The sequence below is a fragment of the Acinetobacter sp. FB genome (assembly GCF_056033405.1).
This window is the reverse complement of the sequence record NZ_CM148502.1, coordinates 2,073,896-2,092,703: the sequence shown is the minus strand read 5'-3', so window position 1 is coordinate 2,092,703 and position 18,808 is coordinate 2,073,896. Positions and strand designations below refer to the sequence as shown.

General features: G+C 38.3%; 13 protein-coding genes. 6 read left to right on the top strand and 7 right to left on the bottom strand.

Annotation, left to right across the window (positions count from 1 at the left end; all coding sequences use genetic code 11):
- The first annotated feature begins 119 nt into the window (after positions 1–119).
- Complete coding sequence (gene ahpF, locus AC0JIQ_RS09895) at positions 120–1,685, top strand: alkyl hydroperoxide reductase subunit F (protein ID WP_474201544.1); 1,566 nt, start codon at positions 120–122, stop codon at positions 1,683–1,685.
- 45 nt (positions 1,686–1,730) lie between these two features.
- On the opposite strand, the gene AC0JIQ_RS09890 is transcribed toward ahpF, so the two are convergent.
- The 5 genes from AC0JIQ_RS09890 to dnaE form a co-directional block, all read right to left on the bottom strand.
- Complete coding sequence (locus AC0JIQ_RS09890; RefSeq protein WP_474201543.1) at positions 1,731–3,749, bottom strand: esterase/lipase family protein; 2,019 nt, start codon at positions 3,747–3,749, stop codon at positions 1,731–1,733.
- 119 nt (positions 3,750–3,868) lie between these two features.
- Entirely contained in the window at positions 3,869–4,768 is a 900-nt protein-coding gene (locus AC0JIQ_RS09885) for an ABUW_2363 family tetratricopeptide repeat lipoprotein (RefSeq protein ID WP_050039563.1), read from the bottom strand.
- Between the two features lie 113 nt (positions 4,769–4,881).
- On the bottom strand, positions 4,882–5,694 hold the full coding sequence (cysE, locus tag AC0JIQ_RS09880; RefSeq protein WP_005215533.1) for a serine O-acetyltransferase: 813 nt from the start codon (positions 5,692–5,694) through the stop codon (positions 4,882–4,884).
- Positions 5,687–6,526, bottom strand: coding sequence for an RNA methyltransferase (locus tag AC0JIQ_RS09875; RefSeq protein WP_287691079.1), 840 nt, complete (start codon positions 6,524–6,526; stop codon positions 5,687–5,689). Before AC0JIQ_RS09875 ends, cysE begins: the two co-directional genes overlap by 8 nt.
- Before the next feature lie 13 nt (positions 6,527–6,539).
- Positions 6,540–10,103, bottom strand: a complete 3,564-nt coding sequence (gene dnaE / locus AC0JIQ_RS09870) for a DNA polymerase III subunit alpha (protein ID WP_474201542.1) — start codon at positions 10,101–10,103, stop codon at positions 6,540–6,542.
- A gap of 215 nt (positions 10,104–10,318) precedes the next feature.
- Here dnaE and AC0JIQ_RS09865 point away from each other — a divergent pair, with 215 nt between their 5' ends.
- The 3 genes from AC0JIQ_RS09865 (at position 10,319) to AC0JIQ_RS09855 (ending at position 12,557) form a co-directional block, all read left to right on the top strand.
- Entirely contained in the window at positions 10,319–11,212 is an 894-nt protein-coding gene (locus AC0JIQ_RS09865) for an SEL1-like repeat protein (protein WP_474201541.1), read from the top strand.
- Positions 11,213–11,505: 293 nt separating this feature from the next.
- Complete coding sequence (locus AC0JIQ_RS09860) at positions 11,506–11,901, top strand: hypothetical protein (protein ID WP_336942919.1); 396 nt, start codon at positions 11,506–11,508, stop codon at positions 11,899–11,901.
- Between the two features lie 212 nt (positions 11,902–12,113).
- The gene (locus AC0JIQ_RS09855; RefSeq protein WP_474201540.1) at positions 12,114–12,557 is read left to right on the top strand and encodes a hypothetical protein; all 444 of its coding nucleotides are present in this window, start codon (positions 12,114–12,116) and stop codon (positions 12,555–12,557) included.
- A 473-nt stretch (positions 12,558–13,030) separates the two neighbouring features.
- Here the strand turns inward: AC0JIQ_RS09855 and AC0JIQ_RS09850 are convergent, their stop codons facing one another.
- On the bottom strand, positions 13,031–14,461 hold the full coding sequence (locus tag AC0JIQ_RS09850) for a pyridoxal phosphate-dependent aminotransferase (protein ID WP_005215542.1): 1,431 nt from the start codon (positions 14,459–14,461) through the stop codon (positions 13,031–13,033).
- A gap of 239 nt (positions 14,462–14,700) precedes the next feature.
- On the opposite strand from AC0JIQ_RS09850, the gene msrB reads away from it, so the two are divergent.
- Together msrB and AC0JIQ_RS09840 are read left to right on the top strand one after the other, a co-directional pair.
- On the top strand, positions 14,701–15,120 hold the full coding sequence (msrB, locus tag AC0JIQ_RS09845; RefSeq protein WP_005215543.1) for a peptide-methionine (R)-S-oxide reductase MsrB: 420 nt from the start codon (positions 14,701–14,703) through the stop codon (positions 15,118–15,120).
- A complete protein-coding gene (locus tag AC0JIQ_RS09840; RefSeq protein ID WP_004661561.1) occupies positions 15,117–15,605 on the top strand; it encodes a glutathione peroxidase in 489 nt (162 codons plus the stop codon). The genes msrB and AC0JIQ_RS09840 overlap by 4 nt, the downstream gene beginning before the upstream one ends.
- A 53-nt stretch (positions 15,606–15,658) precedes the next feature.
- On the opposite strand, the gene AC0JIQ_RS09835 is transcribed toward AC0JIQ_RS09840, so the two are convergent.
- Positions 15,659–18,808, bottom strand: coding sequence for an efflux RND transporter permease subunit (locus tag AC0JIQ_RS09835; RefSeq protein ID WP_474201539.1), 3,150 nt, complete (start codon positions 18,806–18,808; stop codon positions 15,659–15,661).

Genomic DNA, 18,808 nt, shown 5'->3' with positions numbered 1-18,808 from the left:
TCGGTTTATCCGATTAAATTTATAAAAACATACTGTTTTACCTATTTATATATTTTGCGTACTATAGCTTCATTGAATGAATTTAGCTGATTTGAACTGCTTAGAATTTGGAGAAATACATGTTAGATCAAAATATTAAAACGCAATTAAAAGCTTACTTAGAACGTTTAGAAAGTCCAATTGAGTTAGTTGCAGCTCTAGATGAATCAGACAAAGCTGCAAAAATCAAAGAACTCGTGACTGAAATTGCGGAACTTTCTGACCAAGTTACGGCGCGTTTTGACGGTTCAAATGCTCGCCGTCCGAGTTTTGGTGTGGCTAAAGCAGGTGAACAACCACGTGTGTTCTTTGCTGGCTTACCGATGGGACATGAGTTTACCTCTTTGATCTTGGCTTTATTACAAGTATCGGGTTATGCACCAAAAGTCTCTGATGAAGTATTGAACCAGATCAAAAGCTTAAACTTAAAAGCAAACTTTGATGTGTTTGTCTCATTGAGCTGCCATAACTGTCCAGATGTGGTTCAAGCACTCAACTTGATTGCAATCTATAACCCGAATGCAACTGCGACCATGATTGATGGTGGTTTCTTCCAAGAAGAAGTTGAAGAACGCAAAATCTTAGCTGTACCGATGGTATTTCAAGACAATGAACATATTGGACAAGGTCGTATGACTTTGGAAGAAATCGTGGCGAAGCTAGATACCAACTCAGCTGAGAAAGATGCCGCAGCACTCAATGCCAAAGATGCTTTTGATGTATTGGTGATTGGTGGTGGTCCTGCAGGTGGTACAGCGGCGATCTATGCAGCGCGTAAAGGTATTAAAACAGGTATCGTGGCTGAACGTTTTGGTGGTCAGGTCATGGATACCATGGACATTGAAAACTTCACCACGATTCAAAAAACCGTAGGTCCAAAGTTTGCTCAAGATATGGAAGCACACGTACGTGAGTACGGTGTGGACATCATGAATTTGCAACGTGTCAGCAAGATCACAGGTGCAGATCAGACAGCCAATGGTCTGGTTGAAGTTGAATTGGAAAATGGGGCTAAGCTTGAATCGAAAACCATTATTCTTTCAACAGGCGCACGTTGGAGAGAAATGAATGTACCGGGTGAAGCAGAATACCGTACCCGTGGTGTTGCATATTGCCCACACTGTGATGGCCCATTATTCAAAGGCAAACGTGTTGCGGTGATTGGTGGTGGTAACTCTGGTGTAGAAGCAGCGATTGACCTTGCAGGAATTGTTGAGCATGTGACGTTGGTTGAGTTTGATACTAAGCTTCGTGCAGATCAAGTGTTGCAAGACAAGTTAAATAGCTTGCCGAATACCACTGTGATTTTGAATGCGCTCAGTACTGAAGTGGTCGGAGATGGCTCACAAGTCACGGCATTGAAATACAAAGATCGTGCGACTGATGTTGAACATACAGTTGAACTCGCAGGAATCTTTGTGCAGATTGGTTTATTGCCAAACACGGATTTCTTGAAGAACAGTGCGGTTGAACTCAGCAGTCGTGGTGAGATCATGATCAATGATCGAAATGAAACCAATGTCAAAGGTGTATTTGCTGCGGGTGACTGTACCACAGTACCGTACAAGCAAATCATTATTGCGACAGGTGAAGGTGCAAAAGCGTCTTTATCAGCTTTTGATTATATGATCCGTTCTGGTGTTTAAGTAAACTAATAAAAAGCCCCAATGATTTGGGGCTTTTTATTGTCTTTAGTTCTTCTGTTTATATAAACCATGATCAACTAAATGTTGGCGTAAGATGCGACGAAGTTCTAACACAGCTTCGGGCGTTTCTTGAATAGAGTGACCACCCGTAAAAATTTTCTCGGAAACGGCTCCATCTAAATGTGCGCTCTTATATGGAACGATACCATCTGTAATCACATTCGGATCATCACTTTTAGTAATATTGCCCATAATTGAATGGAAAACCAAGCCTTTTTCGGGTGGGATACTAGCTGTCAGTTCCATAAATTTAGATTTTTTACTTAGATCACTTGGTCCATTTTGAATTACATCATTCGTCAGTGTTTTGACAAAATCTTTTAAATCAACATCATCACTGGTCAGTGTATCTGCAAGGGTTGTTAAGAAAGTTGCAGGAAGTTTAATAATTTTTCTTGCTGCTAGAGTAAACCAACGGTCTGCATAGTCTGTCCCTCGATGTGGTGCCGCGAGAAAAATAGCTCGATCAAAATTTTCAATTGGTTTCATTTTGAGTCTTTCACCAATGACAGGGTGTTTTCTTAGACGTGTTTGTTGGCGATTATTCATCAATTCTAAAGCTTGTTTAGAAATATCTGCATCACTCACCAAAAGTCGACTAATAATTCCACCCATACTATGCCCAATTAAAACGGCATCTTGAGCCGCCGCATCTTTGGGATTAAGCGAACCAAATGCTTGTTTTAATAAAGCATAAATTTGAAAACGGCTTTCTAAAATTGGCATATTGGTAGAGTAAAAAATTTGCCAAACTTGATAATGTTCTCTTAATATTGCATCACCCATAATGTCATTAGTTACCGCAATCCATGCTTCAGGGCTACTTGCCAGACCATGTACTAATACAATGATTTTCTTATTCGGGTTATAGGGTTCCAGCATATAGAGATGCGGCATTGCCAAATGCTGATCGCGGTCAATTAAGGTCAAATACGCAGCCGCACCTAAATTGTTTTCTGCTAGCCATAAACCATAGGGTGCAGAAAAATTTGCTGCTAATGAATATGGTTTACCGGCAATCTCTACTTTCTCAACGCTATAAGGATCATAAACCTTAATTTCAAAATTTGGATTTGTTAAAACATCTTCTATCGTTGCATTCGATTTTTTAGGTTGAGCAATAATTGTGGCTGCTAAATAGCGTGCTTTGTGAATATTAGGATTTATCCCTTTAGGATAATCATGAGTTAAAGGATTAAGAATGTATTTATTTTCTTGTGATGATGAGTCGGTCGATGGAAAAACTGCGACAAAATCAGAACCGAAACCATCACGGCGGTTAATCGCTCTTAATCCAGAAAAATTCATGTTGTAACTAGAAATAAATTTTTCCAGTTTCATATTTTGTAGGCGTTGATATGCTTGAATATCAATTGTATAAGTACTTTTTCCAATTTTAATCGTTGGGGTAAGATTGGTCGATGGATTCCTTAAACTATGACCATTCACCAATTGAGTAAGTGCCTGATTGTAGAAATCTCGGATTTGTACTTGGCGGTTATCAAAAAGTCGTTCTTGTGGCTGACGTGATGTTTTGAATAAATACGCATAACTATAGCGAATACTTTTATCCAAAGCTTCAAGCTTCTGATCTAAACAATTTTCATAATTTTGCTGAATTAATTTTTGTTCATCAGCAGGTTTGTGTTTAGACAATTTACTGATTTTACATTCTGATGAGTCCGACAGTGACATGGCTTTAGCAAGATATAGTTCACTGGCTGTCGACAATAATTGTTCGTCTTGAATCTGAGGAATTTTATGTAAATCTGCAATGCATTCATTCGGGGATTGCATACAAATTTTTGCTTCTTTACCTGACATCGATAAGACGTTCAGGCTCGCTTCACTTAACTTTTTCTGAGTTAGTATGCTATTACGTTCATTGGCTATGGTGACATCAACCGCTTGTTGCTTAAGGCTAACGACCTGACAGCCATTTAAAGCAATAGTTGATAACAGCGTGAAGGCAAATAGATATTTTTTTGAATTAGATGCTTGCATTATCAAAGAGCAAATTTAGCTGGAAGATTCTAGCTATAATACGAAAAAAAGATGTTTTTTCAATCAACTTAAAAAAATAGACTGTTCTGAACAGTCTATTTTTACAAAACCACAAATCTTTAATTTAGGACTTGCCAAACATTCCAGCGTTTTCCAGATTCAACTTCTTTGATCAGTTGATCTGCAACTTCGGCTTCATCAGGATAATTAATTTTATAATTTTTGAGTGTTTGAATCGCATTTTTCTTTTGCTCTAACCATAAATAGTTATTTGCAGCAGAAAGATAAGCTTCTTGTACACCGCCTTTAATCGCTTTATCTAGATATGGAATCGCTTCACGTTGACCGCCACCTTCAGATAGACCAAAACCAAACCAGAAATTAGTTTCAGGATCATTTGGGCTAATCGCAAGAATACGCTGTGCGTAGTTGAGTGATTTGGTTGTATAGGCTGTACCTAAGTCCATATTACGTGCCATAACGCTTGCTTTAAATGCACGAGTCAGTACATCCAGAGAAGCATTTGGCTTTTCTGCTAAAGCATCGAGTTTCTGCGTAATTTCACGAAGTTTTGCCTCATAACCTTTACGTTCTTGGCGTTCCGTAAAACGTGGTGGGTAGTGGCGCGCTTTACCTTCAACCAATTGAAGAAAATCATCAATTTCAGTGACATCTACTTCATTATCACCAGCAAGCACCGCATATTTCATATTACGTTGCTTTTGATCAGTCGTAGGGACGATTAATTTATTCACCTCAAGGGTGGTTGATTTTGATGGGTCACCTTGAAGTGAAACAACCATTTTTGTTACAGGTTGAGCCGATGCATCTTTAATTGCAACTTCAAAGCTTGGCGGAGCATCATATTTAACTGGATTTAAAGCATAAAATGGGGGAGTTGGATCAGGTTCTTTGAACACAAAAGGTTCAGCAGCTTTTTCTTTTTTTACAGGTGCAAGACCACAGGCCGTTAAAAAAGAAGTTGAAAGTACAAGAAGTGCCAAAGGCTTAAAATTCATGCTTTACATCCATTAATTTTAGTTAAATGAGAAGTAGATCGTTGGTTTTACCAGTCTAGGAAAAGCAAAACCAACTTGCAATGAGAAGCTTGTTACATTTTTTATAAATTGGATTAGATCGAAGAAGTTTTGTTCTGAGCTTCACACTCACGTCTAACTTCTTCAATAATTTTAAGTTCTTCTTTACTTAATGGCTGATTTTTTGAAGTTTGTGGTTTAAAAGTCGGATCTAATTCTGACAGTCGCTGACATAAGATATTCATACGCTTTTCATTTTTTTGCATACGATCTAATAAAACTCGAATCCCTTCTAAGATTGGATCAGATTGGTCTTGCGTGGTTGCATAGGGTTGGAAACCAATACTTTCAGCATAATCACGACGACTTACTTCATCTGGTTCAATCTGATTCTTGTCTTTAAATATATAGCGTGCAGGGTTGCCGACAGCCGTCACACCTTCAGGAACTTCTTTGGTGATGACAGCATTTGAGCCAACTTTAGCACCTTTATGTACGGTAAATGGTCCTAAAATCTTTGCTCCAGCCCCAACGACGACCCCATCCTCGAGTGTCGGGTGACGTTTTCCTTTATTCCATGTTGTACCACCTAGGGTTACACCATGATAAAGCGTGACATCATCACCAATTTCGGCTGTTTCACCAATCACAACGCCCATACCATGATCGATAAAAAAGCGTTTACCAATTTTTGCGCCAGGATGGATTTCAATTCCTGTTGCAAAGCGGCTAAATGACGAGAGTAAACGTGCTGTACCTTTGTACTCTTTTTTCCAAAGCTCATGTGCCATACGATGCATGATCAAAGCATGAATACCTGGATAGGTGGTTAGAACTTCGAGTGTATTTCGAGCAGCAGGATCACGTGCAAATACAGCCTCGATATCTTCTTTAAGCTGTTTAATCATTGGCATGATCCTCCGAATTGGTTTGTTTCCATGAGCCTTTGGCTAAAGCCTGCACGCGGCTGAAAATTCCGCGCAATAAATGATATTCCATACGATCTAATTGTATCCTTCCGAACAGGCGACGCAAGCGTAATGGAAGTAAACGAGGATTATTTGGATCTAAAAATTCGATTTCAGTCAGCATTTTTTCTAGGTGAGGATAGAATTCTTCCATCTGTTTTTGTGTTACTAATGGTTCATCCCATTCCATGCTCTGTTGTTGTTTAAGTTGCATGTGATCATCTGCAACAGTCATCTGTTGCGTATTTTGCTCGAGTGCAGCCATTCTCAATTCATAACAGATGACTTGAATCGCTTGTGCGACATTTAAAACACCATACTCAGGATTAACTGGGATGGTTAAGTGATAATTGGCTAAAGCAAGTTCTTCATTGGTGAGACCACGGTCTTCACGACCAAAAACAATAGCGATATTTTGTTGTTGAGTTGCAGCTTGTAACGCTTCTTTTGCTGCAGGACGTACGTCTAGTAACGGCCATGGAATGGTACGGCTACGTGCGCTAGTTCCAAACACGAGATGACAGTCTTGAATAGCTTGCTCTAAAGTATCAACGATCTCAATTTTTTCAATTAAATCTTGCGCACCCGCTGCTAAAGCATCAATATCTGGGTGTGGATAGGTTTTAGGAGCAACTAAAACGAGTTGAGATAAACCCATCGTTTTCATTGCGCGTAAGGCACTACCAATATTGGCTGGTAGGGTGGTATTGACCATAACAATACGCACATGATCCAAGTGTTTGGACACGTTATTTGAGTCAAACAGATTCATATATCATCCAAAATTAAGAGTATTGAGAGATTTCAGCTTGATACAGATCAAGCGCTTCATCCATAGACATGTTTTCAGGTGGTGGTGCAACTGTGGTTACTTTAGGCGCTTCTGCTACTTTTGCAGCTTTTGACTTCACTTGATATTCAATAAAAATCGCGTCCTTACCAAAATAATCACGTAGCTTGCCTAGCAATTCATCTAAAGGTGCGACTTTCCATTGAGGGCCTAGATGCAACTCTGCTGTCGCAAAGCTTTGTTCAAGTTGGATTTGTAAAGCAATATGCTGACACATATCGACATTGCAATAAGGTAATAAAATTGCCTGTAAATCTTTGGCTAAAGATTTGGTCATTAAATCTTGAGGAAGACGAATTTGAATACTTTGGGCACGCTTTTGGCGGATTTCATTTAAATTAAATGCTTTACTTAAACGCGCCATTGGGCGATCAAAGCCTTCACGTTCGTAGATTTCGCCTTCGATAACAATTACATGTTCTAGACGAACGATTTCTTTATAACGTTGGAAACGTTCATGATTGCAGCTGATTTCAACACGAGCAGTGCCATCATCTAGTGTAATCATGATACGGTTCGGGAAGTTGGCAATATCAACGACTAAACCAGCAAAGACGGTCGTGACACCACGACGAGTAGGTGTTAGTTCATTTAATTTTGCTGGAATAAACGATTTTAATTCTGGACGATAAACATCAATCGGATGACCAGTGAGATACAATCCAAGCGTATCTTTTTCACCTTTAAGGCGAACTTCGTCTGACCACGGTTTCACAGGTTTAGCAGGTTTGCGTTGAACTTCTTCAACTTCACCAAATAAATCCATTATGCCTGTTTCGCGGTTACTTCGTGCTTGTTCAGCCGCTTGAACAGCTTCAGGCAATTGAGCCATTAAGCTTGAGCGTTCAATACCTAAACAATCCAACGCACCCGCACGAATTAAAGCTTCTAAGGTACGTTTGTTGATTTTTTTCAGGTCGATTCGATGACAGAAATCGAATAAATCTTTGTATGGACCTTCATTGATGCGTGAGTCGATGACAGATTGCATCGCTTGTTCGCCGACACCTTTAATTGCACCGAGACCATAAACAATGGTTTTCTCATCACTGGCATGAAAATGATACAAAGACATATTTACGGAAGGCGGTAGCACTTCTAATTTATTATTACGGCAGTCATCAATTAAGAATACGATACTGTCAGTATTCTGCATTTCTGATGATAAAACCGCTGCCATAAATTCTGATGGATAATGTGCTTTTAGCCATGCAGTGTGATAGGCAACAAGGGCATAGGCTGCGGCATGTGATTTGTTAAATCCATAACCTGCGAACTTTTCCATATAGTCGAAGATATGGTTTGCTGTTGCTTCATCAATCTCTTTTTTTGCAGCACCTTCAATAAAGATTTGGCGCTGTTTAACCATTTCTTCAGGTTTCTTTTTACCCATGGCACGGCGAAGTAAATCTGCACCACCAAGCGTATAGCCTGCGCAGAACTGTGCAGCCTGCATCACCTGTTCTTGGTAAACCATAATCCCATAGGTAGGTTCCAATACACCTTCAAGCAATGGATGTAGATATTCGAACTCACCACCATGCATACGATGGATAAAGTCTGGAATTAGATCCATTGGACCAGGGCGGTATAAAGAAACGAAGGCAATAATTTCTTCAAATTTACTCGGTCTTGCTTCCTTGAGCATTTTTTTCATGCCGACGGATTCAAACTGGAACACCGCAGTTGTATTTGCGTCCGCAAAGACTAAATAAGCGTCCTTGTCATCTAATGGAACATTTGCAATTTCGAGAGGAATTTCAGATTTGATTCTTTTATTAATATTTTGAACGGCATCTTCAATAACTGTGAGGTTACGCAAACCTAAGAAGTCAAATTTAACCAGACCTGCAGCTTCAACATCATCTTTATCGTATTGAGCAACACGACTTGTTCCATCTGCTTCACACAGTACCGCTGAATAATCGGTAATTTTTCCGGGTGCAATGACTACACCGCCTGCGTGTTTCCCTGTGTTTCGTGTAATGCCTTCGAGCTTAAGTGCCATTTCCCAAATTTCAGCAGCATCATCATTATCAGGGTTTGATGGGTTGGTCACGATATCTTTAAGCTGTGGTTCCATGTCAATCGCAGTGACTAGATCAACACCAAGCGGCTTGGTTGGAATCATTTTTGAAATACGATCAGCCAGACCATAAGATTTGCCTAGAACTCGTGCAACATCGCGGATTGCGCCTTTTGCAGCCATCGTACCAAAAGTCGCAATCTGTGAAACGGCTTCACGACCATAGTTTTGTGCGACATATTCGATCACTCGGTCACGACCCGCAATACAGAAATCGACATCAAAATCGGGCATCGAAACACGTTCAGGGTTTAAGAAACGTTCGAAAAGCAAATCATAACGTAATGGATCAAGATCAGTAATTTTTAAACTGTAGGCAACTAATGAACCAGCACCCGAACCACGACCAGGACCTACAGGTACACCATTATTTTTGGCCCATTGAATAAAGTCCATGACAATCAGGAAGTAACCTGGAAAACCCATTTTTAAAATAATATCAACTTCGTACTTGATACGATCATCATAAGGTTTACGAATTTCAGCCCAATCTTCATCACGTTCAGCAATAGGGTAAAGGTGATTTAAGCGTTCCTCTAAACCTGTGCGAGATAAATGTTCGAAATAGGTGTCGATGGTATAACCATCTGGGATCGGGAAATCAGGTAAGAAATAAGTCCCGAGTTGTAAGGCAACATTACAACGTTTGGCAATCTGATAAGTATTTTCAATTGCACTTGGGATGTCTGAAAATAGTTCAGACATTTGCTCATCAGTTTTAAAATACTGTTCAGAGCTATAATTCTTAGGACGTTTATCATCACCAAGTACATAACCATCGGCAATACACACACGTGCTTCATGTGCTTCAAAATCATCTTGTTCAACAAAGTGAACATCATTATGTGCAACGACACCAATTTGATATTTAGCAGCGAGTTTAACGGCTTGTTGAATAAAATCTTCTTCACCAACACGTTCAGTACGTGTTAATGCTAAATAAACACGATTACCAAACTTTTCAATCCATGCTTCTAATAAAGGTTCTGCTTTTTGTGGATTGGATGAACAAAGCATTTTGCCGACATCACTATGCTGTCCAAGCAATACAATTAAATCTTCTGATTGTTCAAGTATCCATTCTTTTTGTACGCATGGGATACTAAGTTGTTGTCCTTCAATAAAGCCCCGAGATACGATTTCGGTTAGATTTCGCCAACCTTTACTGCTCATAGCTAATAAGGTTGCGCGGTGCTCTGCGTCATTCAGTCGAATGACACTGCCTAAAATAGGTTTAATGCCTTTTTTTAAACAAGCTTCATAAAATTTCACCGCAGCATGCAAGTTGGATAAGTCTGTTAATGCAAGCGCAGGCATGTCATCTTTAACAGCAGCTTTGACCAAATCAGGTATGCGAACAATCGATTCCGTAATCGAAAATTCTGTATGGATACCGAGATGAACAAACCGCATAGAAGGACTATCCTTTTTCAAAGCAATGCATAGTTTAGCATGCAAACCGAAAATGGCATGCTTAATATTTTGGCAAACTGTCTATTTGTTCTGTGCTTTTTATAAATTAATAAAAATTAACTTTTGATTTATATGGAAATATAAATATACATTTACTTAAGTTGTTTAGCCGCTAGAATGTATCTGCATAAAAATGTACCAAAGCAGGTTCAAGAATGAAATTAAAGAATATCGTATTTTCAATATTATTAAGTATGAGCGCAATTTCTTTAGCTCAAGCTGAGGATGTATCTTTTAGCCAAGAACTCGTTCAACAAGCAAAAAGCGGTGATGTGATTGCCCAAAATAATCTTGGAGATGCTTATTATTATGGAAATGATGTCGATCAAGATTTTGGTAAAGCATTAGAGTGGTTCAAAAAGGCGGCTGCAAAGGGAAATGCTGATGCACTTTTTTCCGTAGGGTATATGTATGACTATGGCGAAGGGACTGAAGAAGATAATCCCACAGCGTTAAAGTGGTATACACAGGCGGCACAAAAAGGGCAATTATACGCTCAGTATTATTTAGGTTTTTTATACCTCTATGGTGATGACGGCGTTAGTATTAATACTAAAAAGGGCTTGGAATGGATGACCAAATCTGCTGATGCGGGATTGGATCTTGCACAAGCTGAATTAGGTCATTTATATAGTGATGGGAATGATGAAGTCGCTCAGGACCTTAAAAAAGCATTACATTACTATCAGTTAGCTGTAAAGCAAGATGAATCTTCAGCAATTAACAATCTTGGTATTTTCTATTTAGAAGGCAAAGCAGGCTTAAAGCAAGATTACAAAGAAGCTTTACGTCTGTTTACGTTAGCCTCTAAAGCTGAAAATGGCTTAGGTACGTCTAATATTGCTTATGTTTATGAGGAAGGTAAGGGCGTTGAAAAAAATTATAAAAAAGCTGCAGAATATTATGCGCTTGCGGTAGAGCAGGGTGAAAATGAAGCATTGTTGGATTTGGCGCGTTTATATGAAAATGGCGGTTTTGGCTTAGCTAAGAATTTAAAGAAGTCGAAAGAGTATGAAGCGCAGTGGGATGAACTACAAAAAACTGAGTAGAGTTGATCTCGAGTTTTAATCTTGGAAAATATTATAAAAACCCTAATCTAGCTTAAGCCGATATTTCTATAATACGAATCATCGGCTTATTTGATAGGCACATCATCAACTAGAAAAGATGTCGTCATGGGTTAAATGCAATCGTAAAAAGTGGTTGGTTGATTCAGTTGATTAATTATCTCGTTTCTTTTTTAGTAGCTGTATGAATAATTAAACGGCTTTACTATATTAAGGAATGGGTGTTCTTATCGGATTATCAATTTAACCTTTCTACAGATAAAAGGAGCTTTTTTATGGTGGCTTCATCAAAAATAATTAGATGGTTTCTATCTCTAATAATTCTTTTCGTCCTAATTTTTATAGAGTTTTTTTATGATGAAAAATGGCTATATTTTGATAAAGATTTACATGGTAAAAATAACAATTCATATGAAAGCTGTTTTATTTATCAGGATAAACGTCATCTAAAAAATACCTCTTATGATATTATTTACAATAAATTGGGTAAAGATATCTATAATAGGCAAAGAAGACTAACAATCACTGAGAGTGGTTCAAAAATAGTTATCTATGGTCATACATTAGGAGTATTTAGAGAGCTATTTGCATTTGGTGGTGGTGGAGCAGTTCTTGTCTTTGATAAAAAAGGTAATTGTATTAAGTTAAGTGAGTATTTAATTGAAAAGTAGTTTTATTTTAAATTAGAGTATTAATTTTTCACAGTGGAATACGAATTAAGTTACTTCTATATAGTGTGTCAATGACACTAGGCCCATTTTCTGCTATGTCTTGTTTTTATATAGATGAAAATAAAATTGCTAGAATAATAAGTTGCTAGATTTTTTTATTTTTCACCTATATTAATATTGCATCTTAAGCTAAATGGAGGAGATGAGTTTTAATGTTAATTTTTATAGAAATTTTACTTCTATGTTTGGTAAGTTCTTTTTGTTATGGAATAGACTTAAAAAAAGATTTTTTTGCTACTTCATATCCTTTATCAGCAACTCAGAATATTGACGATACTATAATTCCTATAAATACGATAAAAATGAAGAAAGTTATAGAAAAAATATCAACTTTAAGATCTGGAGACAGTAGCTCTACAGTTGTTAAAAAAATAGGTTATCAACCTGATACATATTTTATAGCACCAAATAAGAGTCTTAAATCTTCATCTCATCACTTAATTATGAGTTATATTTTTTCTCGCCAACCCAATAAGATGAACAAGCTGGTTGTCGATGAATTATCGGTGATGCTTATCTTTTCTAAAGATGATAAACTTATTTCTGTAATAGATAATTCTATATTAGATCATCCAAAGGGAATTCCTATACAGTGATAGAAATTTGAGGATTAGATAAAAGTGTAATGGATAAAAATAAAATAAATAGATTGAAAAATTTTCTTAAATTGGTGGAAATAGGCCCTAAAAAAATTAATGGTAGATATTACTATGGATATACTGACGACGTGGTATCTATTTCAAATGTATTTATAGCATTTAGTTTTTTTGCGTTTTTTCCTGTGGTTATTCACTATAGAAGTTATATGGTATGGATTCCAATTTTTTTAATATCATATCTGATTACAAGATTATTCATCTTCTTGTTTTGTAAACCAAAAGAGTTTAAGCGGAGGTATTCTATTTTTTCAATCTGGATGTTTTTATTATTTATGTGCTATACATTAATAGATATACAGTAAAGATCATAAAATATTTATTCCATATAGACCGTGAATTGGTTTTGTGGGATTTTTAGTATTCATTTAAAAAAGGAAGCGATTTGCTTCCTTTTTTATTGCCAATTTTGCTTAACGCATTTTCGCCAAGAAACGGCTTAAACGATTAATTGCTTCACGTAGCTCATTTTCAGCAGGTAAGAACACCACACGGAAATGATCTGGTGTTGGCCAATTAAAACCTGTGCCTTGAACCAATAAAACTTTTTCAGCTTTTAATAGATCTAACATCAGTTTTTCATCATCTTCAACTGGATAAATCTCAGGATCAAGTTTTGGGAAACAGTACATTGCACCATCAGGCTTAACACAACTTACACCAGGAATCTCATTTAACATTTCCCACGCAATATTACGTTGTTCATACAGACGACCGCCTGGACGAATTAAATCATTGATAGACTGATAACCACCAAGTGCAGTTTGGATTGCATATTGTGCTTGATGATTCGCACACAAACGCATTGAAGCAAGCATGTCTAAACCTTCAATATAGTCTGCAGCACGTGATTTATCACCTGTGATCGCCATCCAACCTGCACGATAACCAGCAATACGATAGGCTTTGGATAAACCATTAAATGAAATGCAAAGTTGATCGCCAGCTAAAGCGGCAACTGCAACATGCTCAATGCCGTCATAAACGATTTTGTCGTAGATTTCATCTGCAAACAAAATTAAGTCATGCTTTTTAGCTAAAGCAACAATTTGCTCCAATACATGACGAGGGTAAACAGAACCTGTTGGATTGTTTGGATTGATAATAACAATACCACGCGTATTTGCTGTGATTTTGCTTTCCATATCCGCAAGATCAGGATACCAATAGTTTTCTTCATCACATTTATAATGAACAGCTTTACCACCAGACAGATTGACTGCTGCCGTCCATAATGGATAGTCAGGCATAGGAACGAGCATTTCATCGCCGTCGTTCAATAAACCTTGCATTGCCATCACAATCAGTTCTGACACGCCATTTCCAACATACACATCATTAACGTGCATATCAAAAACGCCTTTTTGCTGATAATACTGGCAAATGGCTTTACGTGCAGGGAAAATCCCTTTGGAGTCTGTATAACCAATCGCATTCGGTAGGTTTAATGCAACATCATTGATAATTTCTTGTGGAGCTTCAAAACCAAAAGGTGCAGGGTTGCCGATATTAAGCTTAATGATTTTGTGTCCTTGCTCCTCCATTTCATTGGCGGCGCGTAATACTGGTCCACGAATGTCGTAACAAACATGCTCAAGTTTCGATGATTTCTTAATTTCACGACTTGATTGAGCAGAGTGGGGTGTAACAGTATTTTTAGACATAGCTGGATTCACTTTTGCATATCGGTATAAATAACTTTTAAAGGTTTCGACACTTACCAAATCTAGATCATGTTGATCTCTAAGTAATTCAACAATTTTTTCATAGGTAAAACCTGATTGTTGATATTGTTTAATTGTTGGTAAGAGTTTTTGAAAAACCACACTTTTTTTCTGAGACATTTTTTGTCCTATACAACCGTGCCAAACAAGAATAACACTATCTTTGCTTACGAGGAAGATAGTTTTGTTAAAATTTGCTTACCTTTAAATTTTAAATTGCTTTCTTTTTGCTATTAAAAAATTAATGCTTAAATTTCACTAAATTGTACGTTATGAGACTAGAGTTTTTGTTATGAATGGCGTAAATATAAAACCTGATCATCGAGATATTTTTAACATCAGAATAAAAGGTGTAGGTTATGGGAAAAGTCAATAAAACAGACCGGGAATGGCAAAGAGAACTATCACCAGAAGAATATCGCATTACTCGTCAGAAAGGCACAGAACCAGCATTTACAGGGCAATATTGGAATAACAAACAGCATGGTATTTATGTCTGCCGATGTTGTGGTGCAGAACTCTTTTCATCTGAAACGAAATACGATAGCGGTTGTGGATGGCCAAGTTTTTATAGACCAATTGATGGTGTTGCAATAGAAGAACATGAAGATTTATCGCATGGTATGGTCAGAACGGAAATTGTCTGCCATGATTGCGATGCACATTTGGGTCATGTGTTTGAGGATGGCCCACAGCCGACAGGACTGCGTTATTGCGTGAATTCGGCATCATTACAACTTAAAACAGAAGAAAAGAATGACGAGGAAACCTATCCATGAGTAACATTTATCAGTTTGAAGCTGAATTGTTAGAGGGAGAAACAAAAGCGCTCGCTGATTATAAAGGCAAGGTCATGCTGATTGTAAATACTGCAAGTAAGTGTGGTTTTACACCACAATTTGCAGGACTTGAAAAGTTGCATGAAAAATATAAAGCTCAAGGCTTAGAAGTTTTAGGGTTCCCTTGTAACCAATTTGGTGGTCAGGATCCCGGCACGAATAAAGAAATTGGCGCATTCTGTCAAAGAAATTATGGTGTAAGTTTTCCAATGTTTGCAAAGGTCGATGTAAAAGGTCCTGAAGCACATGTTATTTTTCGATTTCTAACGCGTGAAGCGAAAGGCATCTTAGGTAGTCGCAATATCAAATGGAACTTTACCAAGTTTCTTGTTGGGCGTAATGGCGAAGTTTTAGGGCGTTATGCTCCTACGACTAAACCAGATGCCTTAGAAGCAGATATTGAAAAAGCATTAGCAAAAAAATAATATTGAGCAACAAAAAAGACGGTCATTTGACCGTCTTTTTTGTTGAATATTGCTTAAGACTGTTCAATTGATGTGGGCTTTGCTTTTCTAAAGCTGTGTAGTTTACGATTGATATCATCAATGAACGTATAGACTACGGGAATAACCAATAACGATAAAAAGGTACTGGTAATTAACCCGCCAATAACAGAAATTGCCATTGGTGCACGGAAACTCGGATCTGTTCCGATACCCAACGCAATCGGTAGCATACCTGCGCCCATTGCTAGAGTTGTCATGATAATTGGGCGTGCTCGCTTATGGCAGGCATCCAATAATGCATTCAACCGAGAATAATCTTTTTCTTTTCTGGCAATAATTGCGTAATCGACCAATAGAATCGAGTTTTTACTTGCAATTCCCATTAACATAATCAAACCAATCAAACTTGGCATCGAGAAGCTACTTTTTGCTAAAAGTAATAGTACGAATGCGCCACCAAGTGATAGAGGTAGAGCGACCAGAATAGTGATTGGTTGTAGGAAGTCTTTAAATAAAAGAACAAGAACAACATAGATACACAATACACCTGTCAACATTGCTAAACCAAAGCTTGAGAATAACTCTTGCATGACTTCAGCATCACCAATATTGGTACGTTTAACTGTTGGCGGTAGATTTTTCATGGTTGGGAGTTGGTCAACTTTAGCAGCAATATCACCTAATGGCTGATTATTCAGTTCGATATTAAAATTGATATTACGCAAACGATTGAAACGATCAATTTGCGATGGCCCACTTTCAATATTGACATCCGCAATCGTACCTAACATAACCGGGCCGTGACTGCCTTTAATCATTAAGCGTTTCATTAACTCCTGATCTTGACGAGCAGCCAAAGGCAGTTTAATCACAACGGGAACTTGACGTTGTGATAAGTTTAATTTAGCCAAGTTTTGATCAAAGTCACCAGCCGTGGCGATACGTAAAGTTTCAGCAATATCATAGGTGGTCACACCCAAATCTGCGGCTTTAGCAAAATCAGGACGAATTACCAGTTCCGGGCGAATTAAAGCCGCGCTTGAGGTAATACTCCCAATATTTGGAATAGTGCGTAATTCTCGTTCAAGTTTACGTGCTGTAGACATTAAAGCTTCAGGATCATCACCTGAAAGAGCAAGTTGGTACTGACTATTATTTCCAGCTAAACCCACTTGTATTCGAGCACCCGGCAGTGTAGCTAATCGTTGACGAATCTGATTTTCAATCTCTTGTAGACTTGCACTACGATCAGAACGTCCAGTAATCTGAATGGTTAATGTTGCTTTTCTTGGTTCACTTGAAGCGCCACCTGAAAAAGGATCTGTTCCTGCTGCACCACCACCAATCGTTGTGTATATACTCTTGATTTCAGGATGATCTTTAATCAGATTACGTGCGTATTCTGCTGTCTTTAAGGTATCAACAAATTGCGAACCGGGTGCAAGCTCTAAACGAACTTGAGTCTGTCCTGTATCAGGTGGTGGAACGAAACCCGTAGGTAGTAAAGGAATTAGCATCACTGAGCCAACAAAAAAGGCAATTGCCCCAAATAAAGTAACCCAACGATGATTTAAACACCATGTGACTAAACGCATATAGCCACGCATGACACGTCCATCATTAGCGCGATCTTTAGCTAATTTTGTTGTACCATGATCAAGTTTTGCTTGGTTATTTAAAGTTTCATCTTGCTTTTCAACTTGACCAATCCATGGTTTTAAAATGTAAGCAGACATCATTGGTGTAAGCAGGCGTGCAACTAATAGAGAAGCAAAAATTGCCAATGCGGCCGTCCAACCGAATTGAACAAAGAACTTACCCGCAATTCCACTCATAAACGCTGTTGGTAAAAACACTGCAATTAATGTGAACGTGGTTGCAATGACCGCTAGACCAATTTCATCCGCTGCTTCCATTGCTGCTTCATACGGGGTTTTTCCCATTCGCAAATGCCGAATAATATTTTCAATTTCTACAATTGCATCATCAACTAGGATACCAACCACTAATGACATAGCGAGTAAAGTCACTGTATTTAGGGTAAATCCAAAGTAATACATCCCAATCAGAGCGGGTAATATAGACAGTGGTAGGGCAGTTGCAGCGATAATTGTTGCACGCCAATCACGTAAAAATAGCCAAACTACCAAGATTGCTAAAATTGCCCCTTCATAAAGAAGCGACATCGAACCTTTATAGTTATCTGCAACTGGTTTAACAAAGTTAAAAGCTTCTGTAATTTTAATATCAGGATGTGAGGCTTTCAGTTTCTCTAATGCTTGAGCTACACCTTTTTCAACATCGACTTCACTGGCACCTTTGCTACGAGTAATTTCAAAACCAATGACAGGTTTACCATTCAATAGCGCAGCAGAGCGTCGTTCTGCAATTCCATCACGAATAGATGCAACTTGATCAAGGCGAATATGACGACCATCACTGAGCGCAAGATCCATTGCACCAATCTCTGCAGCCGTTTTGACGGTTGCAATAGTACGAATTGATTGTTCGCTGCCCCCAATTTTGGTTTGACCGCCTGAGGCATCTTGCTGAATCAAGCGTAATTGACGGGTAATATCTGTAGCAGTTGCATTTAATGCCAGTAATTTTTCAGGGTCGAGTTCAACTTCAACTTGACGAGTCACACCACCTACACGGGCAACCGCACCGACACCTTTCACTTGTAACATGGCACGTGCAATATCATAGTCAACAAACCATGAAAGTGCTTCTTCATCCATTTTTGGTGATTGAATGGTGTAGGTGAGAATTGGCGAGCCTGATAAATTTATTTTACTAACAATCGGATCTCTTAAATCAGCAGGTAAATCGGATCTCACCTGTGATACAGCATTACGAACATCATCAACCGCTTCTTGTAGAGGTTTTTCGAGTTGAAATTCTGCTGTAACCGTAACAACACCATCTTGAATATTGGTGTATTGATTTCTTAAACCTTGCAAAGTCGCAATGGAGTTTTCAATCTTACGTGCAACTTCGGTCTCAAGCTGAGGGGGGGCTGCGCCGGGTAAAGCCGCAGTTACCGTGACCATCGGAAGTTCAATGTCTGGGAATTGTTGTATTTTCATCCAGTGAAAACATAACAATCCTGCCAAACCGAGCATGATAAATAATAAAATGCTCGGAATTGGATTGCGGATTGACCAAGCAGAGAAATTCAT

Bases quoted from the DNA above. Each gene is read 5' to 3' on its own strand.
- ahpF (WP_474201544.1), top strand. From the start codon at position 120: ATGTTAGATCAAAATATTAAAACGCAATTAAAAGCTTACTTAGAACGT.
- AC0JIQ_RS09890 (WP_474201543.1), bottom strand. From the start codon at position 3,749: ATGCAAGCATCTAATTCAAAAAAATATCTATTTGCCTTCACGCTGTTA.
- AC0JIQ_RS09885 (WP_050039563.1), bottom strand. From the start codon at position 4,768: ATGAATTTTAAGCCTTTGGCACTTCTTGTACTTTCAACTTCTTTTTTA.
- cysE (WP_005215533.1), bottom strand. From the start codon at position 5,694: ATGATTAAACAGCTTAAAGAAGATATCGAGGCTGTATTTGCACGTGAT.
- AC0JIQ_RS09875 (WP_287691079.1), bottom strand. From the start codon at position 6,526: ATGAATCTGTTTGACTCAAATAACGTGTCCAAACACTTGGATCATGTG.
- dnaE (WP_474201542.1), bottom strand. From the start codon at position 10,103: ATGCGGTTTGTTCATCTCGGTATCCATACAGAATTTTCGATTACGGAA.
- AC0JIQ_RS09865 (WP_474201541.1), top strand. From the start codon at position 10,319: ATGAAATTAAAGAATATCGTATTTTCAATATTATTAAGTATGAGCGCA.
- AC0JIQ_RS09860 (WP_336942919.1), top strand. From the start codon at position 11,506: ATGGTGGCTTCATCAAAAATAATTAGATGGTTTCTATCTCTAATAATT.
- AC0JIQ_RS09855 (WP_474201540.1), top strand. From the start codon at position 12,114: ATGTTAATTTTTATAGAAATTTTACTTCTATGTTTGGTAAGTTCTTTT.
- AC0JIQ_RS09850 (WP_005215542.1), bottom strand. From the start codon at position 14,461: ATGTCTCAGAAAAAAAGTGTGGTTTTTCAAAAACTCTTACCAACAATT.
- msrB (WP_005215543.1), top strand. From the start codon at position 14,701: ATGGGAAAAGTCAATAAAACAGACCGGGAATGGCAAAGAGAACTATCA.
- AC0JIQ_RS09840 (WP_004661561.1), top strand. From the start codon at position 15,117: ATGAGTAACATTTATCAGTTTGAAGCTGAATTGTTAGAGGGAGAAACA.
- AC0JIQ_RS09835 (WP_474201539.1), bottom strand. From the start codon at position 18,808: ATGAATTTCTCTGCTTGGTCAATCCGCAATCCAATTCCGAGCATTTTA.